Origin of the sequence: Citrobacter freundii complex sp. 2024EL-00216 (assembly GCF_043945515.1) — a bacterium.
GTDB lineage: Bacteria > Pseudomonadota > Gammaproteobacteria > Enterobacterales > Enterobacteriaceae > Citrobacter > Citrobacter portucalensis.
In genome coordinates, this window is sequence record NZ_JBIMRA010000024.1 from 1 (window position 1) to 24,705 (window position 24,705).

Sequence of the window (24,705 nt, forward strand, 5' to 3'; positions counted from 1 at the left end):
TCTGAGGCAGCACCTGGCACGGCTGGGACGGAAGTCGCTGTCGTTCTCAAAATCGGTGGAGCTGCATGACAAAGTCATCGGGCATTATCTGAACATAAAACACTATCAATAAGTTGGAGTCATTACCGACGGTGGAATAGTAATAACATTGCTGTGGATATTTCTGCTTGAAGAGAGTCACAGTATTTTGTGCAATATTATTTGTTGCTTGACGGGGAAGATAATGTGTTGGTGCGTTAAGGTTGGTGGAGTGGCGCGCGAAGGACAAAAAAAAGCCCATCGTGGGAGATGGGCAAAGACTACACACAGCAATTCGTTGTTTCACTCAGGGGATTTCCATGCTTATAAATCAATGTGTTGATCTAAAGCCATGGGCTAATAGTAGGCATAGTGATTTTTTACGTCGATCAGATTCATCTCAATAGTTTAAAAACTGTAAAGAATTTGCGACACAAATGATTATTTTAAGAAGGACGAGGTTGGGTCTAATCCCGCAAGAGGAAGAATTGATTAGTATTGTTAAACAATCAGGCGGCGCTGCCGCCTGATGTTGGATTACTTATTGCGTTCGATTTCAGCAATTTCTTCGAGGATTTCATCCGGATTGGTACCTGGCGCAGGGGCTTCGTTTACCCAGGCGGAGAACAGACGCCAGGAAACGGCCAGTACTACTGGACCGATAAACAGACCAATCATGCCGAAGGCAATCAGTCCGCCGATGACCCCGGAGAGAATCAGGATCAGTGGCAAATCGGCACCCATACGAATCAGCATCGGTCGAATAACGTTATCCAGCGTTCCAACTACGCCGCTCCACACCAGCAGCACCGTGCCCCAGGTGGAATCACCCGTCCAGTACAGCCAGATAATGGCCGGAATCAGCACCGGCAACGGCCCCAGTTGCACCAGACAAGACAGGATCATCAATACCGCCAGCAGCGTGGCGTAAGGCACGCCGGTTACCGCCAGACCAATTCCCCCGAGCACTGCCTGCACCAGAGCGGTGACCACAACGCCCAATGCGACGGCGCGAATGGCTTGCGCGGCCAGCAGAATGGCAGCATCGCCACGTTTTGAGGCAAGACGGCAAGCGAAGTGACGAATACCTAATGCGACCTGTTCACCGCGCCAGTACAACAGGGCACTGAACAGCAGCATTAGACCACAGTGCATCATAAAGCGGCCGATATGCGCGGCCTGACCGACAAACCAGGTGGTGGTGGTACCGATATAAGGACGAACCTTGGCCATAATGGCCGAACCGCCCATATCCAGTAAACTGTGCCATGCGCCATACATTTTGGCACCCACCAGTGGAATGCTGTTCAACCAAGCCAGATCCGGTAGCGTCATATCACCTGCGGTTACGGTATGGATCAGCGGCCCGCTGCCATCGACGATACTGTTAACCAGCAGCGCGATAGGGATGATGAACAACAGCACTAACAACAGTGTCATCACCAGTACGGCAAGTGAACGACGTCCCCAGAGCAATTTTTGTAAGCGTAGCAGGATAGGCCATGTCGCAATGACAATCGTACCTGCCCAGGCAAAACCGAGGATAAAGGGCTGAACAATCCAGAGACAGGCCACAATCAGGATGGCTAAAAACAGCACCGATAGCAGCACTTGTGCAATATCCCTGGGCTGACGGAAATTTACCATAAATACTTTTCACCTTTGTCTTTGCGCCAGAACGTTGACGCGACGTGAACACGTTAATCACACTCTATAATGATGAGCAATTTCAGCGGTTTTGAACAGGCGGATTCTGCCTGTAAATCTGCTGAGCGTATTAGAAAAAAATGTGATACAACAAACAAAGCAACACGCAAACGATTAAATTCACAACACAGACCGCAGGAAAGGGTCACTATAATGATTCCACAAATTTCTCAGGCGCCAGGTGTCGTTCAGCTGGTGCTCAATTTTTTGCAGGCGCTGGAGCAGCAAGGATTCACGGGTGATACGGCAACGAGCTATGCCGATCGTCTGACAATGTCGACGGATAACAGTATTTATCAGCTGCTTCCTGATGCTGTCGTTTTCCCTCGTTCAACCGCAGATGTGGCGCTAATCGCCCGTCTGGCGGCAGAACCGCTATTCTCGTCGTTGATTTTTACCCCGCGCGGCGGCGGCACCGGGACTAACGGTCAGGCGCTGAACCAGGGCATTATTGTTGATATGTCCCGCTATATGAGCCGCATTATTGAAATCAACCCGCAAGAAGGTTGGGTGCGGGTAGAAGCCGGGGTGATAAAAGACCAGCTTAACCAGTTTCTGAAGCCATACGGCTATTTCTTTGCCCCGGAATTATCCACCAGTAACCGGGCAACGCTCGGCGGGATGATCAACACCGATGCGTCCGGGCAAGGATCGTTGGTTTACGGTAAAACTTCCGACCATGTGTTGGGCATCCGTGCGGTGCTGATGGGCGGTGATATTCTGGATACCCAGCCCATGCAGGTCGAGCTTGCCCAAACGTTGGGTAACAGCAATACCACCATTGGCCGTATCTATAAGACCGTTTATGAGCGTTGTCGTGATAACCGACAGCTGATCATGGATAAATTCCCGAAACTTAATCGCTTCCTGACGGGCTACGATCTGCGGCACGTCTTTAACGATGAGATGACCGAATTTGATTTAACCCGCATTCTTACCGGCTCTGAAGGTACGCTGGCGTTTATCACCGAAGCCCGCCTTGATATCACGCCACTGCCCAAAGTCAGACAGTTGGTTAACGTTAAGTACGATTCGTTTGATTCGGCGTTGCGTAACGCGCCGGTGATGGTGGAAGCGCGCGCATTGTCGGTAGAAACCGTCGACTCCAAAGTACTCAATCTGGCGCGTGAAGACATCGTCTGGCACTCGGTAAGCGAACTGATTACCGATGTCGCGGATAAAGAGATGCTGGGCCTGAATATTGTCGAGTTTGCCGGTGACGACGAAACCTTGATTAATTCGCAGGTCAGCGCACTCTGCGAACGCCTGGATGGGTTAATCGCTCGTCAGGAAGCGGGCGTTATTGGCTGGCAGCTATGTACCGAACTGGCGGGCGTAGAACGAATTTACGCCATGCGCAAAAAGGCTGTCGGTCTGCTGGGCAATGCAAAAGGTTCTGCGAAGCCCATTCCGTTCGCCGAGGATACCTGCGTTCCTCCGGAGCATCTGGCTGACTATATTGCCGAGTTTCGCGCGCTGCTCGACAGCCATGGTCTGAGTTACGGCATGTTCGGCCACGTGGATGCAGGCGTGCTGCACGTCAGGCCGGCTTTGGATATGTGCGACCCGCAGCAGGAAGTGCTGATGAAACGCATTTCTGATGATGTCGTCGCGCTGACGGCAAAATATGGCGGTCTGTTGTGGGGTGAACACGGGAAAGGTTTCCGTGCGGAATATAGTCCGGCGTTTTTCGGTGATGAACTGTATCGTGAACTGCGCAAAGTGAAATCGGTGTTTGATCCGCAAAACCGGCTCAACCCAGGCAAAATCTGTCCACCGGAAGACGTTGATGCGCCGATGATGAAAGTGGACGCGGTGAAACGCGGAACGTATGACCGTCAAATCCCGCTGGCCGTACGCCAGGAGTGGCGTGGGGCAATGGAGTGTAATGGCAACGGGTTATGCTTTAACTTCGATGCGAAAAGCCCCATGTGTCCGTCGATGAAAATCAGCCTTAACCGTATCCATTCTCCGAAAGGGCGAGCTACGCTGGTACGTGAATGGCTGCGTCTGTTGGCCGATCGCGGGATCGATCCTGTGCAACTGGAAAAAGAGCTACCGGAGAAACGCGCCAGTTTACGCACGCTGATTACCCGTACCCGCAACAGCTGGCATGCACGAAAGGGCGAATACGATTTCTCGCACGAAGTAAAAGAGGCGATGTCAGGTTGCCTGGCGTGTAAAGCCTGTTCCACACAGTGTCCGATTAAAATTGATGTGCCGGAGTTCCGCTCACGCTTCCTGCAACTGTACCACACGCGTTATCTGCGCCCGTTGCGCGATCATATGGTGGCGACCGTTGAGAGCTATGCACCGCTAATGGCGCGGGCGCCTAAAACGTTTAACTTCTTCATCAATCAGCCGCTGGTGCGAAATCTGGCTAAAAAGCACATTGGAATGGTTGATTTACCGCTATTGTCTGCGCCGTCGCTGCAACGCCAACTGGTGGGGCATCGTTCTGCCAATATGACGCTGGAACAGCTCGAATTACTCAGCCTCGAGCAAAAAGCCCGTACGGTGCTGGTGGTACAAGACCCTTTCACCAGCTATTACGATGCGCAGGTGGTGGCTGATTTTATACGTCTGGTAGAAAAACTGGGTATGCAGCCGGTACTGCTGCCGTTTTCGCCAAATGGCAAGGCGCAGCACATTAAAGGCTTTTTAAACCGTTTTGCCAAAACGGCGAAAAAGACATCCGAGTTTCTTAACCGGGTAGCGAAGCTGAATATTCCGATGGTGGGTGTTGATCCGGCGCTGGTGCTTTGTTATCGCGATGAATACAAGCTGGTGCTGGGAGAACAGCGGGGTGATTTCCATGTACTGCTGGCCAACGAATGGTTATCAAAAGCTGTGGAAACACAGCAGTCAGTCGCTGTTGGCGGTGAACCGTGGTACTTCTTTGGCCACTGTACCGAAGTGACGGCTTTACCGGGCGCGCCTGCACAATGGGCGGCTATTTTTGCTCGCTTTGGCGCAAAGCTGGAGAACGTCAGCGTGGGGTGCTGTGGTATGGCTGGCACTTACGGTCACGAAGTGAAGAATCACCAAAACTCATTGGGGATCTATGAGTTATCATGGCACCAGGCAATGCAACGATTGCCACGTAACCGTTGTCTGGCTACAGGGTACTCCTGTCGCAGCCAGGTTAAACGCGTTGAAGGTACGGGCGTTCGCCACCCATTACAGGCACTGCTGGAGATTATAGGATGATCTGGAAACGTGAAGTCACACTCGAGGCGCTTAATGCCATGGGTGAAGGAAATATGGTTGGGTTGCTCGATATTCGTTTTGTGCACATTGACGACGATACGCTGGAAGCTACGATGCCGGTGGACCATCGCACCAAACAACCCTTTGGGTTGTTACACGGCGGCGCATCCGTGGTGCTGGCGGAAAGCATTGGTTCGGTAGCTGGCTACTTGTGTACTCAGGGTGAGCAGAAAGTGGTGGGCCTGGAGATCAACGCCAACCATATCCGTTCTGCACGGGAAGGGCTCGTCAGGGGCGTATGTCGCGCGTTACATACAGGTTCTCGTCACCAGGTGTGGCAAATAGAAATCTTCGATGAGCAGGGTCGATTGTGCTGCACGTCGCGTCTGACGACCGCAATTTTGTGATGCATATTGCTTTTGGTCATTATCTGCACAGGGAATGGTGTTATACTGTGCAGGTTTTGAACACAAGCGAGGATGATATGTCTACCCAATTAGACCCTGCCCAACTGGCAATAGAATTTTTACGTCGTGATAAAACCGATCTTTCACCGGCTCAGTACCTGAAAAGGCTGAAACAGCTTGAGCTGGAGTTTGCAGATCTGTTGGCGCTCTCTTCCACTGAACTGAAAGAAGAGATCTATTTTGCCTGGCGCATGGGCGTTCATTGATTCCGGTATGCTTATCGTAACGAAACCCCGACACGCGTTCGGGGTTATTTTTGCCTTAAATCTTCATTACCACTTCATCTCGCCGCTGTTAACCTTCGCACTTAGTTCCAGCGAGCTTACGTCTGCAAGGCCTGGCCATGCAGCCGTCATGGTTTTAATCACATAATCCGATCCTTTTTTCGCCCCTAGCGCCTGCTCAAACGACTGCAAATAGTCCTGGGTGAAGCGAATAGCTTTATCACCGGTTGGGCGGTCGCCAATGTAATGACCCGGGACCACCTGAGTGGGCTGCAAGCTCTGCATTTCGCTCAGTACGCTACGCCATGCACTACGTTGTTGTTCAGACTGTGTATCCGCCGTCCAGACGTGAATACCTGAAGCCACGCCTGTGCCGCCAATAATGGCTCGATTCGCCGGGATCCAGATATACGCTGCATAATCGTTGGTGTGACGCAGTTCCAGCGTTTCGCCATCAACCGTGAACTGCGTTTGCGTAGTTGCCTGCGGAACGGTAAGCGATGTTGGCGCGCCGTCCTTCATTTGCGGGCCCCAGAACTGCAGCTTGGCCTCTTTGGTGGCGCGGATATGGTCTACCACCTGCGGCGTTGCCAGGACTTTTACCTGTGGGAAGGCCTTAACGATGGGCTCCAGACCAAAATAGAAATCTGGATCGCCGGAGGTGATCACAATAGCCTTCAGCGTTTTACCGCTGGCGCGAATCATTTGCACCAGTTGTTCACCATCTTTGGTACTGAACTGGGCGTCAAACAAAATCGCCTCTTTTGGGCCAGACACCAGCGTCGAAGAAACCGGGAAAATAGCCTTATCCTGTGGATTATAGACGTCCAGCTGTAGCGGCGCGGCGAAAGCTGAAGACGCAAACAGAGGTAACAGCAGGGCCAGAGTTTTAACTTTCATGATAGGTAACCTTGTGCAGGAAATTGTCTTTTGATAGTTCCCGTATTTTAAGGATATTCGGATCTGTTAGAATTCCCTCATTAGGACATGCTGAGTTTCATAAAACGATCGGATGGGAACAATGGACAGAGTGATGGCGGCAACGGTATTCAACCATATCTGTGATTTGGGTAGCCTGAGCGCAGCCGCGCGTGCGTTGGGGCTTTCCCGTCCGATGGTCAGTCGTTATCTCGACGAGATGGAAAAATGGGCAGGCGTAAGGCTTATCCATCGCTCATCGCGTCGCTTGACGATCACGCCAGCGGGTGAAGATGCATTAGTGAAAACACGTTCTCTTGCGCAACTTTCGCTGGATATTGGTGCCGCCAGTGCCGCGCAAATTCCCTCCGGCACGCTACGTGTAGCCTGCGCCCATTTTACCGCGATGCATATTCTTGCTCCGGTTCTGCCGACGTTTATGGCGCAATATCCGCAATTACGTATTGAGGTGGAGATCAATAATCAACCGGTAAGCCTTGTGGGGGAACGCATCGATGTGGCGATCCGCATAACGGATAATCCAGAGCCAGGGACTATTGCCCGTCGGTTGGGCGACTGTAAATCGGTGCTTTGCGCGTCTGCAGATTATCTGCATCAACATGGCACGCCTGAGACAATCGACGATCTCACACGGCACAATTGCCTGTACTACAGCGGTTTTGCCGGACAATCCTGGCACTTTTTGGATCCTCAGGGGCAGCCTGTCTCCGTTGCAATCAAAGGGAATTTGAGTGCAGGGATCTCTTCGCTGCTCTGCGAGTCGGCAGTGGCCGGAATGGGGATCGCGTTGGTGCCAGAGCTGGAGGCGCAGGAAGGACTGGAGCAGGGAAAGCTAATTCGATTACTGCCAGAACTTCAACCTAAGTGCCTGCCGATTTATGGTTTATACCTTTCACGTGAGCATCAACCCGCAGGGCTACGCCTGCTGCTGGACACGCTCAGTGAGGCACAGCGTTAAATATGTGATTGAACGCGTTTATAAAAGAGTCAAACCGCAATTAGTGTTAAAAAAAACTAATCGGTGTATGAGATTCTTCTTATCGCCCCTTCAAGAGCTAAGCCAATATGAGTGCCGGAGATAAGCGCCGGATGGGGCCGGAACCCTTAAGCCTGCCAACAAGCAGACTTAAGGGTTTTTTGTTGTTTGTTTATTATTTGAATTGTTTTTCCCTACCTTCATCCCCACCTATCCCTTAAATAGACATTTTCTATACATCTTTTGTCATTTGACCTGACTGAACGATTGGATTTTCATAATCCATTATTAATCAATGCATTGAACAAAATAATCCATCCCTGTAAACCCTCGCTGCAGGGTCTATGCTTAGTAAAAGTAGTCAAAAAGGGCGATTAACCCGAATGCCCCTGCTGTTGAGGGGTTGAAGTGATAATCATTATCACTAACATGGTGTTATAGCTTAAAAGCTAGTGACTCGAGGTAACTCTATGGAATTGCATTCAGGAACATTTAACCCGGACGATTTTGCCTGGCGTGGGCTGACGTTAACGCCAGCGGCTGCGGCGCATATCCGTGAACTGGTGGCAAAGCAACCTGACATGTTGGGTGTGCGTTTAGGCGTGAAGCAAACAGGGTGCGCGGGATTCGGTTACGTGCTGGATACCGTCCGCCAACCCGAAAAAGACGATCTGCTGTTTGAAACGGAGGGCGCCAGACTTTATGTGCCGTTGCAGGCGATGCCGTTCATTGACGGCACAGAAGTCGATTTCGTTCGCGAAGGATTAAACCAGTTATTTAAATTTCATAACCCGAAAGCCCAGAACGAATGCGGCTGTGGCGAAAGTTTTGGGGTATAGGCGGTACTATGTCTCGTAATACTGAAGCAACTGACGATGTCAACACCTGGGCTGGCGGGCACCTTAATTACAAAGAGGGCTTCTTCACCCAACTGCAAACCGATGAGCTGGCAAAAGGGATCAATGAAGATGTCGTGCGCGCGATTTCGGCAAAACGAAATGAACCCGACTGGATGCTGGAATTTCGCCTGAATGCCTTTAAAGCGTGGCTGACCATGGAAGAACCACACTGGCTTAAAGCGCATTACGACAAACTGAATTATCAGGAGTACAGCTATTACTCCGCACCTTCCTGCGGTAACTGCGATGAAACCTGTGCGTCTGAACCGGGAGCGGTACAGCAAACGGGCGCGAATGCATTTTTAAGCAAAGAGGTTGAGGACGCATTCGAACAGCTTGGCGTGCCGGTACGTGAAGGCAAAGAAGTTGCGGTTGATGCCATTTTCGACTCGGTATCGGTAGCGACCACCTATCGCGACAAACTGGCGGAACAGGGCATTATTTTCTGTTCGTTCGGTGAGGCCATTCACGATCATCCTGAGCTGGTAAAACAGTACCTGGGCACGGTTGTCCCCGGCAATGACAATTTCTTTGCCGCGCTGAATGCGGCGGTGGCATCTGACGGCACGTTTATTTATGTACCGAAAGGCGTACGTTGCCCAATGGAGCTGTCGACCTATTTCCGTATCAATGCGGAAAAAACCGGGCAGTTTGAACGCACCATTCTGGTTGCGGATGAGGGCAGCTACGTCAGCTATATCGAAGGCTGTTCAGCCCCGGTGCGCGACAGTTACCAACTACACGCGGCGGTGGTGGAAGTCATCATCCACAAAGATGCCGAAGTGAAATACTCCACGGTGCAAAACTGGTTTCCCGGCGATGGTAATACGGGCGGTATTTTGAATTTCGTCACCAAGCGCGCACTCTGCGAAGGCGAAAACAGCAAAATGTCGTGGACGCAGTCGGAAACCGGCTCGGCCATTACCTGGAAATACCCAAGCTGCATTTTGCGTGGCGACAACTCGATCGGCGAATTCTACTCCGTCGCGCTGACCAGTGGACATCAGCAGGCCGATACCGGCACCAAAATGATCCACATTGGCAAAAACACCAAATCGACCATTATCTCGAAAGGGATCTCCGCCGGACACAGCCAGAACAGTTATCGCGGCTTAGTGAAAATCATGCCGACCGCTACTAACGCCCGCAACTATACCCAATGCGACTCGATGTTGATCGGTGCGGATTGTGGGGCACACACCTTCCCGTATGTGGAGTGTCGTAACAATAGCGCCCAGCTTGAACATGAAGCCACCACGTCGCGTATTGGTGAAGACCAGTTGTTTTACTGCCTGCAGCGCGGCATCAGTGAAGAGGATGCCATTTCGATGATCGTGAATGGTTTCTGTAAAGACGTGTTCTCTGAACTGCCACTGGAGTTTGCCGTGGAAGCGCAAAAACTTCTCGCCATAAGTCTTGAGCACAGCGTCGGTTAAATTTTAAGGAAAGCACATGTTAAGCATCAAAGATTTACAGGTCAGTGTGGAAGATAAGGCGATCCTGCGTGGGTTGAGCCTTGAGGTTCGCCCCGGAGAAGTTCACGCCATTATGGGACCAAACGGTTCGGGGAAAAGTACGCTTTCTGCAACTCTCGCTGGGCGGGAAGACTACGACGTCACTGGCGGGACGGTAGAGTTCAACGGCAAAGATTTACTGGAACTGTCGCCGGAAGACCGGGCCGGTGAAGGGATCTTCATGGCATTCCAGTATCCGGTGGAAATCCCTGGCGTCAGTAACCAGTTTTTCCTGCAAACGGCGCTGAATGCGGTGCGAAGTTACCGTGGCGAAGAGTCGCTGGATCGATTCGACTTCCAGGATCTGATGGAAGAGAAAATAGCGCTGCTGAAGATGCCGGAAGATTTGCTCACGCGCTCGGTAAACGTCGGTTTCTCCGGCGGTGAGAAAAAACGTAATGACATTCTGCAAATGGCCGTGCTGGAGCCTCAGTTGTGCATTCTTGATGAGTCAGACTCCGGGCTGGATATTGATGCGCTGAAAATCGTTGCGGATGGCGTGAACTCGCTGCGTGACGGGAAACGCTCATTCATTATCGTCACTCACTATCAGCGCATCCTGGACTATATCAAACCCGATTTTGTTCACGTTCTCTACCAGGGGCGAATTGTGAAGTCCGGCGATTTTACGCTGGTCAAACAACTGGAGGAGCAAGGTTATGGCTGGCTTAGCGAACAGCAGTAACGTGCTGCAACAGTGGCACCATCTGTTTGAGACGCAAGGGGAGACACGCTCACACCATGCGCAGCAGCACTTGCAACAGATGCTGCGTCTGGGGCTGCCAACGCGGAAGCATGAGGACTGGAAATACACGCCGCTGGAGGGATTAACCAACAGCCAGTTTGTCAGTCATGTCGCTGAGATAACGTCAGCCCAATGTGCAGCGTTGGCGCCGACAATTGATGCTGTACGACTGGTGTTTGTTGACGGGCAATTCTCTCCGACGCTCAGCGACAGTACAGACGGTAGCGGTTTTGACATTACCATTGACGATGCGCGCCAGGCGCTGCCAGCGGCTATCCAACCGGAAGTGTTTTTGCACTTTACCGAAAGCCTGTCCCGTAGCGTAACGCACATTCAGGTGAAGCGTAACCAGCGCCCCGCGAAACCGCTGCTGCTGCTGCACATAACCCAGGGGCTGGCGGGTGATGAGGTGAATACGGCGCACTATCGCCACCATCTGGAGCTAGCGGAAGGCGCAGAAGCCACCGTCATTGAACACTATGCCAGCCTCAGCGAGCGTCGCCATTTCACCGGCGCACGCTTAACGATGAACGTCGCGGCAAACGCCCATTTGCGCCATATCAAACTGGCGTTCGAAAATCCGTTTAGTCACCACTTCGCGCATAATGACATTCAATTGGGCGCGGATGCTACTGCCGTTAGCCACAGCTTCTTGCTTGGTGATGCGGTATTGCGCCATAACACCAGTACGCAGCTTAACGGTGAAAACACCACGCTTCGGCTGAACAGTCTGGCGATGCCGGTGAAAAATGAAGTCTGTGATACACGGACCTGGCTTGAGCACAACAAAGGGTATTGCAACAGTCGCCAGCTGCATAAAACGATTGTCAGCGATAAGGGACGAGCGGTCTTCAATGGTCTGATCAACGTCGCCCAGCACGCCATCAAAACCGACGGTCAGATGACCAACAATAATTTGTTGCTCGGAAAGCTGGCGGAGGTGGATACCAAGCCACAGCTCGAAATTTACGCCGACGATGTGAAATGCAGCCACGGGGCGACGGTAGGACGGATCGACGACGAACAGATGTTCTATCTGCGTTCGCGAGGGATCGGCCAGCAGGATGCTCAACACATGATTCTCTATGCGTTTGCCGCTGAGCTGACGGAAGCCCTGGGCGATGAAACGCTGAAACAACAGGTACTGGCACGGATCGCCCAACGCTTGCCGGGAGGCGCAGCATGACATTTCCCATTGAAAAAGTACGGGCTGACTTTCCGGTCCTGACGCGTGAAGTGAACGGTTTACCGTTGGCGTATCTGGACAGCGCTGCCAGCGCGCAAAAACCCAATCAGGTGATTGATGCCGAGGCCGAGTTTTATCGTCACGGCTATGCGGCGGTCCACCGCGGTATTCATACGCTGAGCGCCCAGGCCACGGAAAAAATGGAAAATGTGCGCAAGCTTGCCTCGTTGTTTATTAACGCCCGCTCAGCGGAAGAGCTGGTGTTTGTTCGTGGTACGACGGAAGGCATCAATCTGGTGGCGAACAGCTGGGGCAGCAGCAATGTGCGAGCGGGCGATAACATTATCATCAGCGAAATGGAGCACCACGCCAATATTGTGCCCTGGCAGATGCTGTGTGCCCGCGTAGGGGCAGAGCTGCGCGTTATTCCGCTCAATGCCGATGGTACGTTGCAGCTGGAGACGCTGCCGACGCTGTTTGACGATCGTACGCAACTGCTGGCGATTACCCACGTTTCTAACGTGTTGGGTACCGAGAACCCGTTATCGGAAATGATTGAGCTGGCGCATCAATACGGCGCAAAAGTGTTGGTGGATGGCGCACAGGCGGTGATGCATCATCAGGTGGATGTCCAGGCACTGGATTGCGATTTTTATGTTTTCTCCGGGCATAAACTTTATGGACCAACCGGTATTGGCGTTCTGTATGCCAGAGAGTCGCTGTTGCAGGAGATGCCACCCTGGGAAGGCGGTGGTTCAATGATTGCGACGGTGAGTTTGAGTCAGGGAACAACGTGGGCTAAAGCCCCCTGGCGTTTTGAAGCCGGAACGCCAAATACCGGAGGTATTATCGGACTCGGCGCGGCTATTGAGTATGTTTCAGCACTGGGGCTTACTGAAATCAGCGAATATGAACAGTTCATGATGCGCTATGCGTTGGAGCAACTGGCGGATGTGCCGGATTTGACACTCTACGGACCGGATAACCGCCTGGGTGTGATTGCATTTAACCTTGGTAAACATCACGCCTTTGACGTCGGCAGTTTTCTTGATAACTATGGAATAGCCGTGCGGACGGGGCATCACTGCGCTATGCCGCTGATGGCCTACTATAACGTTCCTGCTATGTGTCGGGCGTCGATTGCAATGTACAACACCCATGAAGAAGTGGATCGCCTGGTAACGGGCCTCAAGCGTATTCATCATTTACTGGGCTAACAGGGAGGCGTTATGGCTGCGCTACCGGATAAAGAAAAGTTGTTGCGTAATTTTCTGCGTTGCGCTAATTGGGAAGAGAAATACCTGTACATTATTGAGCTGGGTCAGCGTTTGCCGGAATTAAACGACGACTTACGCTGCCCGGAAAATAGCATCCAGGGATGTCAAAGTCAGGTATGGATTGTTATGAACCAGAATGGCGAAGGGATTATTGAATTACAGGGCGACAGTGATGCGGCAATTGTGAAAGGACTTATTGCCGTGGTATTCATTTTGTATGATCGCATGACGGCCCATGATATTGTGAATTTTGATGTGCGTCCGTGGTTTGAAAAAATGGCGCTCGCACAGCACCTCACGCCGTCTCGTTCACAAGGGCTGGAGGCGATGATTCGGGCTATTCGCGCCAAAGCCGCAACTCTTAGCTAAACTGATAAAACACGTTAACTTTCAGACCGACTTGAAAGCGTTCGTGTAAGGCAACGCAGTGACTCGTAAGCCGGATTGGGCGCTCGCCGCCGTCCGGCAAGAACGCCAGGGGGGTGAGTGAGTATGAAACGCGCGTCTGTTATTACGTTAATGCTAATCGGCGCTTACAGCGCTATTCAGGCCGCATGGGCGGTCGATTATCCTTTGCCCCAGGCGAACAGCCGCCTTGTTGGGCAAAACCAAACCTACACCGTGCAGGAAGGCGATAAAAACCTACAGGCGATAGCCCGTAAGTTTGATACCGCTGCCATGCTGATCCTTGAAGCCAACAACACTATTGCCCCCGTACCTAAACCCGGAACCCTGATTACTATTCCCTCACAATTACTGCTGCCGGATGCTCCACGTGAAGGCATTATTGTGAATCTGGCGGAACTGCGTCTGTATTACTTCCCGCCGGGAGAGAATATTGTTCAGGTATTCCCAATTGGTATCGGTTTGCAGGGGCTGGAAACGCCGGTAATGGAAACCCGGGTTGGGCAGAAAATCCCGAATCCTACCTGGACCCCTACACCAGGCATCCGTAAACGCTCTCTGGAGCGTGGCATCACATTACCGCCTGTTGTACCTGCCGGGCCAAATAACCCGTTAGGACGCTTTGCACTGCGTCTGGCGCATGGAAACGGTGAGTATCTGATCCATGGCACCAGCGCGCCGGACAGCGTGGGCCTGCGTGTGAGTTCTGGTTGTATTCGCATGAACGCGCCGGACATTAAAGCACTGTTTGCTCAGGTCCGCACAGGCACGCCGGTCAAGGTGATTAATGAGCCGATAAAATATTCGATTGAGCCGAACGGCATGAGGTATGTCGAAGTGCATCGACCGCTGTCGCCGGAAGAGGAGCAAAACGTCCAGACCATGCCGTATGTGCTGCCAGCCGGTTTCACCCAGTTTAAAGATAATAAAGCGGTGGATAACAGTCTGGTGGAAAGGGCGTTGTATCGTCGCGCAGGTTATCCAGTCACCGTCACTGCCGGGCAAGCATCGGTCGCGAGCAATGGGCCAGAAGTGAAGTCTGCGCAAAATGGCGTGCCGGGAGGAGATGCTGAGGTGCGCGCTACGCAATAACAGGGAAGGGGAATTCAGAGCAAAAAAAATGGCGCACAATGTGCGCCATTTTTATTACACAGATACTATTACTTGCGGTATTTAGTAGCTGCGTTGTCCAGACGCTGGTTAGCGCGAGCTGCGTCATCTTTAGCAGCCTGAACGTCGGAACGCATTGCGTTCACGTCGTTGCTCAGCTGGTCAACTTTAGCGTTCAGAGTCTGAACGTCAGAAGACAGCTGATCGATTTTAGCGTTGCTGGAGCAACCTGCCAGCAGAGTAGAACCCAGGATTACCGCGCCCAGTACCAGTTTAGTACGATTCATTATTAATACCCTCTAGATTGAGTTAATCTCCATGTAGCGTTACAAGTATTACACAAACTTTTTTATGTTGAGAATATTTTTTTGATGGGAATGCACTTATTTTTGATCGTTCGCTCAAAGAAGCATCGAATTGTGCAAAAACGGCTAAAAACCCGAGTGAAAACAGAAAGCTTCCATCGGATTCATCTTAGATAATCACGGATTAGATAGTGAAATCCGATTTGATTTTTTATTAATTGTGGCTATCGATAAAATAAAAAAAGCGCCACCAGGGCGCTTTTTTTAGCAAATTAATTCGCGATGGAATTATTACAGCACGTGAACGGATGCGGTGTTGGTGGTGCCACTCGGAACCAGTGCACCAGAAACCATAACCACAACGTCACCTTTTTGAGCCAGACCGCTTTCCAGAGCGACTTCTTTACCCAGACGATAGAAATCATCGGTAGAGCTGATTTCTTTAACCACCTGTGCAACAACGCCTTTACTCAGCACCAGCTGACGCGCGGTAGTTTCGTTGGTGGTCAGCGCCAGGATGGTGGCATCCGGGAAGTATTTACGTACTGCGCGAGCGGATTTACCACCCTGGGTTGCGACGACGATCAGCGGCGCGTCCAGTTTTTCAGCAGTTTCAACCGCGCCACGGCAAACGGCTTCGGTGATGCGCAGTTTGCGGCTGTCGTTGTTGAAGTCCAGACGGCTGGTCATCACACGGTCAGTACGCTCACAGATGGTCGCCATGATGGTAACGGCTTCCAGCGGGTATTTACCTTTTGCAGACTCGCCAGACAGCATTACTGCGTCGGTACCGTCGAGGATGGCGTTCGCTACGTCACCGGCTTCAGCGCGGGTCGGACGCGGGTTTTTGATCATGGAGTCCAGCATCTGGGTCGCAGTGATAACGACTTTACGTGCACGGATACATTTTTCGATGATCATCTTCTGCGCGAAGATAACTTCTTCAACCGGGATCTCAACGCCCATATCGCCACGCGCAACCATGATGCCGTCAGACGCTTCGAGGATTTCGTCGAAGTTGTTCAGGCCTTCCTGGTTTTCGATTTTGGAGATGATCTGGATGTTTTCGCCGCCGTGCGCTTTCAGGTGCTCACGGATTTCAACGACGTCAGAACGTTTACGGATAAAGGACGCTGCAACGAAGTCAACGCCTTGCTCGCAACCGAAGATCAGGTCTTGTTTGTCTTTTTCAGCCAGTGCTGGCAGCGCGATGGAAACGCCCGGCAGGTTAACGCCTTTGTTTTCGCCCAGGTCGCCGTTGTTCAGCACTTTACAGATAACTTTGTTACCTTCGATAGAGGTAACTTCCATGCCGATCAGACCATCATCAACCAGAACGGTGTTGCCGACGGACAGATCTTTAGTGAAGCCTTCGTAAGTTACAGCAACGATTTCATTGTTGCCTACGACAGATTTGTCGGTGGTGAAGGTGAAGGTCTGGCCCGCTTTCAGGGAAACGTCATTACCGCCTTCCAGTTTGATGGTACGGATTTCAGGACCTTTGGTGTCGAGCAGGATTGCGGCTTTCTTGCCGGTTTTGCTCATGACGTTGCGCAAGTTCTTGATGCGCTGACCGTGTTCTGCGTAGTCGCCGTGGGAGAAGTTCAGACGCATGACGTTCATGCCCGCGTCCAGCATTTTGGTTAACATCTCTTCGGATTCGGTTTTCGGACCGATGGTGCAAACAATTTTCGTCTTTTTCATGACAGTCTTAGTCTTTAAGTTGAGAAGGATATGGAAATCTGGCTCCCATCGCGCACGGATGGGAAGCTAAACCTGAGTTACGAAAGTTGTGATGCCTCGCTCTAAGGATAGGTGACATCGAAAAAGCGTGCAGAGGAATGTGTGCTTGTGTTTCAGCCCAACGGGATGGTGAGTTCTGTAGTCGTTGAGTTTTACAGGTCAATGTGCTGAAACCATTCAAGAGACAATTGGCGCGCATTATACGCTGAAAATTATCAAAAAGGAAAATGGAAACAGCGTTTCAAAACACTTCTGTGCAGTTTTACAAAAATTATTCATTAATTTGTTCATCGGTATGGATAAAGAGGTTATCCGGCGTTGCGATTTGTTGCGCAACAAACAGCATTTAACATCTCGATGACTACTTTTTATATCGTTGACGTCGATACAGTACTATATTCCTAAAAGTTATATCAAATGCGTTTTAATTCATTTTAAAAGCCAATTCCACTGATTACACTCGTTTGGACATCCATACTGCTAAACAGCCAAAAGCGCTAGCAGAAGAACAATAAGCAGCAGCGGATACCCAAACGACATGATTGTCCTGAAAAATATTTCGAAAGTGTTTACGCCAGGCAGGCTTGCCATCACCGCTGTCGATAACGTCAACCTGACGGTTGAACAGGGGCAGATTTACGGCATTATTGGTTACAGCGGGGCAGGTAAAAGCACCTTAATTCGTTTGCTCAATGGTCTCGAAAAACCGACCTCCGGCAGCGTGACGATTAACGGCCACGATATCTCGGCCGCCAGTGGGGAATCGTTACGCCAGGCGCGACTGAAAATCAGCATGGTGTTTCAACACTTCAATTTGCTGTGGTCGCGGACCGTTAGCGAAAACATTGCGTTCTCTATGCAAATCGCCGGTGCGTCCAAAGCGTCCATCAAAACGCGGGTTGCTGAACTGATTACGCTGGTTGGGCTGAGCGGTCGTGAAAATGCGTATCCTTCCCAGCTCAGCGGTGGGCAAAAACAGCGTGTAGGAATTGCTCGCGCGCTGGCGAACAATCCAGATGTCCTGCTGTGTGACGAAGCCACCTCGGCGCTGGATCCGCAAACTACCGATCAGATCCTCGATTTACTCCTCGATATTAACCGTCGTTTCAAATTGACCATTGTGCTGATCACTCATGAAATGCACGTGGTACGCAAAATCTGTGACCGCGTCGCGGTAATGGAAAACGGCAAGGTCGTTGAGGAAGGTGATGTGCTCAGCGTCTTTACCCATCCTCAGCAGCCTATTACCCGACAATTTGTTCGTCAGGTAAGCCAGTACACCGAAGAAGACGAGTTTAATCCGCAGCTGGCAAGAGAGTTGGGTGGGGTGGTTATCAAATTAACCTTTACCGGGCAACGTACCCATCGGCCTGTGGTTGGGGAATTGACCCTGCGCTATGGCCTGCCGTTCAACATCTTGCACGGCAAGATGACGCAAACCGCACACGGCGTGTTTGGGCAACTCTGGGTGCACGTGGTGGCCTCTGAGGAACAATTGAACAATATTTTGGCCGACCTGCGCCAGAGCGACATTGAAGGCGAGGTGATTCAACATGGCTGAAGAACTGTTTCCCCATCTGAAGTGGGATCAATTGTTAGCGGCAACCCAGGAAACGCTGTATATGACAGCTCTTTCGGGGGCGGCGACCTTTATTCTGGGCATCGCGCTTGGTCTGGCATTGTTCCTGACCGCGCGCGGCGGATTGTTCCCTAATCGCGCGGTATATAGCGCTATTTCGCTGGTGGTGAATATCTTTCGTTCGATCCCATTCATCATTTTGATCGTGCTGCTGATCCCGTTTACCAAAGCGATGGTAGGCACCATTCTCGGCGCCAATGCCGCGTTGCCTGCGCTGATCGTGGGGGCAGCGCCGTTTTATGCGCGTCTGGTCGAAATCGCTCTGCGTGAAGTGGATAAAGGCGTTATTGAAGCGACGCGTTCAATGGGCGCACGACTGAGCACACTTATTTTTCGAGTTTTACTGCCGGAATCATCTCCTGCTCTGGTGTCCGGGATCACCGTGACGCTAATTGCGCTGGTGAGCTACAGCGCGATGGCAGGGGTAATTGGTGCCGGTGGTTTAGGGAATTTGGCCTATCTGGAAGGATTCCAGCGCAACCACAGCGACGTCACGCTGGTGGCGACGGTGACGATTTTGCTCATTGTCTTCATCATCCAGCTTTGCGGCGATGTGATCACCTCTCTGTTAGATAAACGCTAATAAAATACGGAAACCATAATCATGAAAAAATCACTGACGTTACTCGCCGCAGCAACCTTAAGCGCCCTGAGCTTTGCCTCCTGGGCTGATACTCTGACCGTTGGCGCGTCTAACGTGCCGCATGCGGAGATCCTTGAACAGGCCAAACCGATTCTGGCGAAGCAGGGGATCGATCTGGAGATTAAACCGTTCCAGGATTACATTCTGCCGAACACTGCGCTGGCTGGCCGTGAGATTGACGCCAACTACTTCCAGCATATTCCGTACCTGAACAGCGTGATTAAAGACCATGCAGGCGATAAAACGTATGACTTCGTCAGCGCCGGAGCGATTCACATTGAGCCGATTGGTATCTATTCGAAAAAAGTGAAATCACTTAAAGATCTGCCGGAAGGCGGCAAAGTCATCATGCGTGACGCGGTATCTGAGGAAGGCCGTATTCTGTCGATTTTCGAAAAAGAGGGGGTGATCAAGCTGAAGCCGGGCGTGGATAAAGTAACCGCGCGCATTAGCGATATCGTCGAAAACCCGAAAAAGCTGAAGTTCCTGCCAAACGTGGAAGCCGCGTTGTTACCGCAGATGTATAACAACGACGAAGGAGATGCGGTGGTGATTAATGCCAACTACGCCATCGACGCCGGGCTGGATCCAGTGAAAGATCCTATTGCCGTTGAAAGTGGTGAAAACAACCCGTATGCCAACATCATTACCGTGCATCGTGGCGACGAGAAGAAAAAGGATATCGTAGCGCTGGTTGATGTCCTGCATTCAAAAGAGATCCAGGACTGGATCCGTACTAAATATAAAGGTGCGGTGATCCCGGTAAACAACTAATCTGCTTTTTGCCGGGTGGCGGCAGTGCTTTATCCGGCCTACGACGTCCTGTAGGCCGGGTAAAACGCGTTCGCGTTGCCATGCGGCACCAGAGCTACACTCGCTCAATTCTCGCTGGCAACCCCTGACGCACCGACGCACCCGACACCCAGTCAAGCCAGGTATTGGTTACCTGTCGGGTTGGGTCCGCAAAACCCAACTCATTGAGATTAATCCCCGACTTAATCTGCTCATCAAACGCCATCGGCTCACCGTCGAGGGTATGCCGTGCCGCGCCCATTTCTTTATGCCCGTAACCATGCTCGATGGCGATAACACCCGGCATGACGCCATGCAGCAGGCTTATCTGCGCTTGCGCCTGACCACCTGGGGTGGTGATACGCACGATATCGCCGTGTGCTAAACCATACCGCTGACCATCCTGTGGATTGAGCGCCACCAGATTAACCGGCTTCAGATGATGAAGGCGTGGGATAACCGCCGTGGCGCTGGACATGGTATTGGATTTAAAGGAAATCAGTTTCAACGGCCACTCTTGTTCCGGGAACAACTCCTCGACCGCACGTCCATCTGACAGACGTGAAGGATACCAGGCCGGGCAGCCGCTGAAGCGCTCGCCGGTAATCGCATGGCGGTGCGCGGCGACGTTCGCATTCCAGATTTGGAGCGGTTTTTCCCAGGCATTGCCGACGCGGTTATCAACTCGCCCGCTGTTGTCCGGCGCAAAGCGCCCGCCGCGGGAGTAGATAAACGCCACTCGGCTGATTTCATCGGTTTTCAACGTTTGGGTCATCACAGGCATGATCCGCTGGACCCCGGTCAGCGCTATGTCTTCCGGCTGTGCTTCAGCAACCGGAGCTTTGCCCATAAACGCAATATTGGCCGCGAGACGCAGGTAGTAATCTTCCGCACGGTTTAACGGATAGTGATTACCTTGCGGATCGGTAATTGCATTGTCGCCGAATCCAGGTAGCCCGATGCGCTTTGCCACTGCGATACAGAAAGACTCCATCGAGGCCGGTTGACCGTCAGCCGTGAGGCTGGTCGCCGATCTGACAACTGGCCAACGCGCGGTGGTGGCTTTGCTTGCCACGCCCGCCCACGGAGCGCTGAATCCCCAGCTTTCGAAGTTGTGGGTATCCGGCACGATGTAATCTGCCAGCGCCGTGGTTTCGTTCATAAAGGCGTCAATGGCAATAAACAGCGGCAGACGAGCAGGATCCTTGAGCTTTTCTTCCGCCACGCCGCGTAACCCCGCAATGCCGTAAAACGGGTTGGTCATGTTGGAGATCCAGGCTTTCAGCGGATAAGGGTAACCTTCAAGCGCCGAGACGAGGAGTTCGGTAAGCTGACCGGCGACAAACGGATACCACGGCGCTTTAGCCGGGAAGGGCGATTGCCCGGCAGCCACCTTATTGCGGTACTCTTCCGAAGACTCATAAGCGGTTTTACTGCGTGCAATGCTTAACCCTTTTGGTTTTACCTTCCCGGCGAAGCTGTCCATGTTGTAGCGCGGACCGTCGGTGGCGCCATTAAACTTGCCGCCGCCGACGAACACGCCGCCTTCAAGGCTGAGGTTACCAATAAGCGCATTGAGCATCATCACCGACCAGGCGTTATAAAATCCATTGCCTGCCATCATTCCGCCGTGCGTGATCACCGCCGCTTTACGCCCGTGGCGGGTGAATGCGTCGGCCAGAGCTGCAATGTCTGCTTCTGACACCCCACACTGCTGGCTGTACTGCGTTAGCGACAGTTTTTCTGCGGACTCACGCAGACACTGGAAGCTGCTTTTTACCGTTACTGTCTGCCCGTCGGCCAGCGTCACTTCACGGGTAACAAACAGCTGAGCGCGCGGGCAACTGCTGGCGGCGACAATCTCACCGGCCTCGTTGACGACCACCGGCTCCTGGGCTGCATTTGCACTCAGATGGGCGAGGGTCAGGTGCTGTCCGGCAAGCGTTGGAATTTCATCGGTAATCACCAGATGCGTAGCGTTAGTCCAGCTTTTTACTCCAGCCAGCTGCATGGCCTGCACGCCGGGAATGGCGAGATAATCAGCGTTATAGCGTTGTTTATCAATAATCCAGCTTATCATCCCCATAGCCAGCGCAGAGTCGCTTCCTGGTCGTACGGGCTGCCAGTGACCGCGATCGTCAGCCAGCACCGTGGTTAATGGCAGGGCTGGCGCCACCACAACATAGCGGAAGCCGTCACGTAAACGGGCGCTGGCCAGCTGGCGGGCCTGGCGCTTAAACGGGTTGCCGGATTGCGCCGGAGAGGTGCCCATAAACAGTGCGAATTCGACGTTATCCCAGTCGGGTTTTACGTGGGTATTTTTATCCAGATCGCCCATTAACGCACCTGAACCGGCCCGATAGGCCAGACCGCAGTAAGCGCCATGAGCGCCGAAGTTTTTACTGCCGAAACTGTTCAGTGCGAAGCGACGTAAAAAGGTATCACGCCCTTCATCGCTGGTATTGGTGACCAGCAGTTGATTGGATTTTGGGCCAAAGCCGGGATGTTTCGCATCAAGCGGTGTAGTGGGATCGTGGATGGCTCTCAGACCATCAACGTGGCCTTCACCAAACAAATCGCCACCTTCCACCACCTCTTTGATCAGCTGTTCGAAGCTGATGCGCTGCCATTTTCCTTCACCGCGTTTACCGACGCGCTTCATAGGCTCCAGAATACGTAGCGGGCTGTACAGACCTTCGAGTAAGGTTGCACCACGGGCGCAGGCGGTAGAACGTGCGTCAAGACCTGACTCCCCGGTCAACTGTTCCATTGCCGTGGCAAAGGGGACAGAGGCGTCTATATGGTGCTCGTGCGACAACGGATGATAAGGGTTGCCCGCAATGCGCAGCACTTTGCCTTGCTCAGTGTCAACGCGAACCCGTACACCACACTGCGTCCAGCAACCAAAGCACTGCGTCATCGAGATCACCTGCTGCGGGTTTTGCTGCCAGTGAGGCCGGGCGTTGGCTTCGGGGATGAGCGCGTTGGCAAAAATGCGGTCACGGGTAATTTTGCCCGAGGTTCCGTCCAACAAACCGTCTATCGCGCGCTTTGCCACATCCCGATAACTCAGGCCAAAAGTCACCATGCCACCTACGGCAAGGCCCACTTTAAGCCACTGACGACGGGTTAAATTAGCCATGTTGCATTCTCCTTGCGATCGCGTTCAGGGCTTCACGAACAATAATAATCAGTGCTATCCACAGGCCGAAGGTACCCACAATAGCCAGCCAGCCATCGGTGCCGCCGGGCAGGGTATAGGGATTAAACTGCGCGTTAAATTTCGGTACGGTCTGCACCTGGATGAGTAACGTCCAGCGCATTAGCCAGCACAGCGCCATAGCGCTAAAAGCGAGTAATATGCGCAGCGGTAGCGATAAGGGGTAACGTACAACCAACCCGCAAAGAGCAAGCGAAACAAGCCATAGCGCAACCCAACCGATAGCGTAGTGTTGTGCTGAAGAGGCAACATCCAGCCACTGACGGATAGCCGAACCGGAAAGCGTATTTCCACTCGCCCAGATCGCCACCACGATAGCCAGCGCGATCAACGTGACCATTTGCCCCCACGCTAGCTTACGCGGTAGTGCGTCCTTGCTATTTGTCGTGGCAATAAGCAGGGCAAGAAATGTTTGCAGCGCGCTGAGGAACATCGCAACCGGAAAGGCGTAACTGAACCAAATGGGACGCGCCTGTACCACCGACACTTCACGGCCGGTGTAAACCAGCAATCCGATGGCGGACAGCGCGCTACCAAGTGCTAACCATTTTGTGACGCTGTAACTTTTTAGCGTTAGCCGTTTCACATGCTGCGCCAGAAACCACAGACCTAAAAAACCGGTAAACAGCGGTAAAAACAGCGCGCCCCACGGCATCCAGGACCATGGCGTCGGATACGCATAGAAATGCCAGACGCGGGCGGTTTGGTGTAGATCAGCGGTCAGCGCCAGTGGCGCGGTAATCGCGCAGGTCAGGGCAATCAACAGCGTCAGATTCTCCAGGTCTGCCGTTTCTTTTTTGCGCCAGTGAAGAACGCAGGCGAATAGCGCGGCGCAGGCGGCAATGCCGATGAAAAAGAAGTATTGTACGGCCCAGGGTAACCAGCTTACGTCCTGGGGATGGGCCAGAACCTCGTCGATAATCAGTGAATGGTTCATTTAAACCTCCTGCCAGAGAGCGGGTTGAGCTCGTCCCATCAATGGGGTGACAAACGCCTCATCCAGTCCCAGATAGAACACGTGAGGAGACGTACCGCTTTCCGGCTTCAGAACTTTGATGGCGTCATGGTGTTCATGCAGCATTTGTGAAATGCGGCTGTGCGGATCTTTAATATCGCCAATGATGCGCGCGCCGCCGACACAGGATTCCACACAGGCCGGGAGCAGCCCCGCTTCTAGGCGGTGAACGCAAAAGGTACATTTATCGGCGGTTTGCGTTTCATGGTTGATGAATCGCGCATCATAAGGGCAGGCCTGCACGCAATAGGCGCAGCCCACGCAGCGTGTGTTGTCGACCACCACAATGCCGTCTTCGCGTTGGAAAGTGGCTTGTACCGGGCAAACGGGCACGCAAGGGGGATTATCACAATGGTTGCACAGTCGCGGCAGCAGGACGTTGGTAACGCTTTGCTGGCCTTCAATCTGTACTTGATACTGGTTGACGAGGGTACGAAATTCGCCCTGTGGCGTCTGGTTTTCAATGGCGCAACTGACGGTACAGGCCTGGCAGCCGATACAGCGTCGCAGGTCAACCAGCATGGCGTAGCGATGCTGTTGTGAGCCTTCGTGGCGTTCAGGCGAAAAGGGAAATTGCGCCTGAGCCAGCGGAACCAGTGATGCGCCAGCGGTCAGGACGCCCAGTTGCTGGAGAAACTGCCGTTTACTGCTGTCCATATTTTCTCCCGTCA

General features: G+C 52.5%; 23 protein-coding genes and 1 other RNA gene. 15 read left to right on the forward strand and 9 right to left on the reverse strand.

The features are described from left to right. The coding region (locus ACHHZ7_RS21360; RefSeq protein ID WP_001691633.1) for an IS1 family transposase at positions 1-112 on the forward strand (112 nt) is incomplete at its 5' end. Positions 113-264: 152 nt separating this feature from the next. On the opposite strand, the gene rprA is transcribed toward ACHHZ7_RS21360, so the two are convergent. Together rprA and ydiK are read right to left on the reverse strand one after the other, a co-directional pair. Next, positions 265-372: antisense sRNA RprA (gene rprA / locus ACHHZ7_RS21365), an RNA gene on the reverse strand. Positions 373-555: 183 nt separating this feature from the next. Then, positions 556-1,665 carry an AI-2E family transporter YdiK gene (ydiK, locus tag ACHHZ7_RS21370; protein WP_060682291.1) on the reverse strand — a complete coding sequence of 370 codons (1,110 nt, stop codon included), beginning with the start codon at positions 1,663-1,665 and terminating at the stop codon, positions 556-558. A gap of 213 nt (positions 1,666-1,878) precedes the next feature. Between ydiK and ACHHZ7_RS21375 the strand changes: the two genes are divergently transcribed. The 3 genes from ACHHZ7_RS21375 to ACHHZ7_RS21385 all read left to right on the forward strand — a co-directional run bounded on the left by ACHHZ7_RS21375 (position 1,879) and on the right by ACHHZ7_RS21385 (position 5,608). Continuing rightward, positions 1,879-4,935 carry an FAD-binding and (Fe-S)-binding domain-containing protein gene (locus ACHHZ7_RS21375; RefSeq protein WP_060682290.1) on the forward strand — a complete coding sequence of 1,019 codons (3,057 nt, stop codon included), beginning with the start codon at positions 1,879-1,881 and terminating at the stop codon, positions 4,933-4,935. Further along, complete coding sequence (menI, locus tag ACHHZ7_RS21380) at positions 4,932-5,342, forward strand: 1,4-dihydroxy-2-naphthoyl-CoA hydrolase (RefSeq protein ID WP_060682289.1); 411 nt, start codon at positions 4,932-4,934, stop codon at positions 5,340-5,342. The genes ACHHZ7_RS21375 and menI overlap by 4 nt, the downstream gene beginning before the upstream one ends. Positions 5,343-5,419: 77 nt before the next feature. Further along, entirely contained in the window at positions 5,420-5,608 is a 189-nt protein-coding gene (locus ACHHZ7_RS21385) for a YdiH family protein (protein ID WP_003030540.1), read from the forward strand. 66 nt (positions 5,609-5,674) lie between these two features. Here ACHHZ7_RS21385 and ACHHZ7_RS21390 read toward each other — a convergent pair whose 3' ends face one another. Further along, positions 5,675-6,526, reverse strand: a complete 852-nt coding sequence (locus ACHHZ7_RS21390) for a Vmh family MBL fold metallo-hydrolase (protein ID WP_060682288.1) — start codon at positions 6,524-6,526, stop codon at positions 5,675-5,677. 121 nt (positions 6,527-6,647) lie between these two features. Between ACHHZ7_RS21390 and ACHHZ7_RS21395 the strand changes: the two genes are divergently transcribed. The 8 genes from ACHHZ7_RS21395 to ACHHZ7_RS21430 all read left to right on the forward strand — a co-directional run bounded on the left by ACHHZ7_RS21395 (position 6,648) and on the right by ACHHZ7_RS21430 (position 14,659). Next, a complete protein-coding gene (locus ACHHZ7_RS21395) occupies positions 6,648-7,523 on the forward strand; it encodes a LysR family transcriptional regulator (RefSeq protein WP_128611898.1) in 876 nt (291 codons plus the stop codon). A gap of 488 nt (positions 7,524-8,011) precedes the next feature. Then, positions 8,012-8,380 carry a Fe-S cluster assembly scaffold SufA gene (gene sufA / locus ACHHZ7_RS21400; RefSeq protein ID WP_003832645.1) on the forward strand — a complete coding sequence of 123 codons (369 nt, stop codon included), beginning with the start codon at positions 8,012-8,014 and terminating at the stop codon, positions 8,378-8,380. 8 nt (positions 8,381-8,388) lie between these two features. Further along, positions 8,389-9,876, forward strand: a complete 1,488-nt coding sequence (gene sufB, locus ACHHZ7_RS21405) for a Fe-S cluster assembly protein SufB (protein ID WP_020996440.1) — start codon at positions 8,389-8,391, stop codon at positions 9,874-9,876. Positions 9,877-9,892: 16 nt separating this feature from the next. Next, on the forward strand, positions 9,893-10,639 hold the full coding sequence (gene sufC / locus ACHHZ7_RS21410; RefSeq protein ID WP_003832649.1) for a Fe-S cluster assembly ATPase SufC: 747 nt from the start codon (positions 9,893-9,895) through the stop codon (positions 10,637-10,639). Next, positions 10,614-11,885, forward strand: a complete 1,272-nt coding sequence (gene sufD, locus ACHHZ7_RS21415) for a Fe-S cluster assembly protein SufD (protein WP_060682287.1) — start codon at positions 10,614-10,616, stop codon at positions 11,883-11,885. The genes sufC and sufD overlap by 26 nt, the downstream gene beginning before the upstream one ends. Next, positions 11,882-13,102: a cysteine desulfurase SufS gene (gene sufS / locus ACHHZ7_RS21420; RefSeq protein WP_008784609.1), complete on the forward strand. Its 1,221-nt coding sequence runs from the start codon at positions 11,882-11,884 to the stop codon at positions 13,100-13,102. The genes sufD and sufS overlap by 4 nt, the downstream gene beginning before the upstream one ends. Positions 13,103-13,114: 12 nt before the next feature. Beyond that, positions 13,115-13,531 carry a cysteine desulfuration protein SufE gene (gene sufE, locus ACHHZ7_RS21425; RefSeq protein ID WP_060682286.1) on the forward strand — a complete coding sequence of 139 codons (417 nt, stop codon included), beginning with the start codon at positions 13,115-13,117 and terminating at the stop codon, positions 13,529-13,531. Between the two features lie 123 nt (positions 13,532-13,654). Then, the gene (locus ACHHZ7_RS21430; RefSeq protein WP_008784610.1) at positions 13,655-14,659 is read left to right on the forward strand and encodes a L,D-transpeptidase family protein; all 1,005 of its coding nucleotides are present in this window, start codon (positions 13,655-13,657) and stop codon (positions 14,657-14,659) included. A 68-nt stretch (positions 14,660-14,727) separates the two neighbouring features. Here the strand turns inward: ACHHZ7_RS21430 and lpp are convergent, their stop codons facing one another. The 3 genes from lpp to ACHHZ7_RS21445 all read right to left on the reverse strand — a co-directional run bounded on the left by lpp (position 14,728) and on the right by ACHHZ7_RS21445 (position 16,888). Further along, positions 14,728-14,964 (reverse strand): murein lipoprotein Lpp, encoded by a 237-nt coding sequence (gene lpp / locus ACHHZ7_RS21435; RefSeq protein WP_003029373.1) that lies wholly within the window; start codon positions 14,962-14,964, stop codon positions 14,728-14,730. Positions 14,965-15,273: 309 nt separating this feature from the next. Then, positions 15,274-16,686, reverse strand: a complete 1,413-nt coding sequence (gene pykF / locus ACHHZ7_RS21440) for a pyruvate kinase PykF (protein WP_008784611.1) — start codon at positions 16,684-16,686, stop codon at positions 15,274-15,276. A 7-nt stretch (positions 16,687-16,693) separates the two neighbouring features. Further along, entirely contained in the window at positions 16,694-16,888 is a 195-nt protein-coding gene (locus ACHHZ7_RS21445; RefSeq protein WP_244293978.1) for a hypothetical protein, read from the reverse strand. Between the two features lie 375 nt (positions 16,889-17,263). Between ACHHZ7_RS21445 and ACHHZ7_RS21450 the strand changes: the two genes are divergently transcribed. Genes ACHHZ7_RS21450 through ACHHZ7_RS21460 form a run of 3 tightly spaced genes read left to right on the forward strand, consistent with a single transcriptional unit; the run spans position 17,264 to position 19,781 of the window. Then, on the forward strand, positions 17,264-18,286 hold the full coding sequence (locus ACHHZ7_RS21450) for a methionine ABC transporter ATP-binding protein (RefSeq protein ID WP_060682285.1): 1,023 nt from the start codon (positions 17,264-17,266) through the stop codon (positions 18,284-18,286). Then, on the forward strand, positions 18,279-18,947 hold the full coding sequence (locus tag ACHHZ7_RS21455; RefSeq protein WP_048214308.1) for a methionine ABC transporter permease: 669 nt from the start codon (positions 18,279-18,281) through the stop codon (positions 18,945-18,947). Before ACHHZ7_RS21450 ends, ACHHZ7_RS21455 begins: the two co-directional genes overlap by 8 nt. A gap of 21 nt (positions 18,948-18,968) precedes the next feature. Further along, complete coding sequence (locus ACHHZ7_RS21460) at positions 18,969-19,781, forward strand: MetQ/NlpA family ABC transporter substrate-binding protein (RefSeq protein WP_003029358.1); 813 nt, start codon at positions 18,969-18,971, stop codon at positions 19,779-19,781. A gap of 94 nt (positions 19,782-19,875) precedes the next feature. On the opposite strand, the gene ttrA is transcribed toward ACHHZ7_RS21460, so the two are convergent. The 3 genes from ttrA to ttrB are packed head-to-tail and all read right to left on the reverse strand — an operon-like array spanning position 19,876 to position 24,691. Further along, positions 19,876-22,941, reverse strand: coding sequence for a tetrathionate reductase subunit TtrA (ttrA, locus tag ACHHZ7_RS21465; RefSeq protein ID WP_395149206.1), 3,066 nt, complete (start codon positions 22,939-22,941; stop codon positions 19,876-19,878). After that, positions 22,934-23,956, reverse strand: a complete 1,023-nt coding sequence (gene ttrC / locus ACHHZ7_RS21470) for a tetrathionate reductase subunit TtrC (protein WP_001016644.1) — start codon at positions 23,954-23,956, stop codon at positions 22,934-22,936. Before ttrC ends, ttrA begins: the two co-directional genes overlap by 8 nt. After that, the gene (ttrB, locus tag ACHHZ7_RS21475) at positions 23,957-24,691 is read right to left on the reverse strand and encodes a tetrathionate reductase subunit TtrB (protein ID WP_020996438.1); all 735 of its coding nucleotides are present in this window, start codon (positions 24,689-24,691) and stop codon (positions 23,957-23,959) included. Between the last annotated feature and the right edge of the window lie 14 nt (positions 24,692-24,705).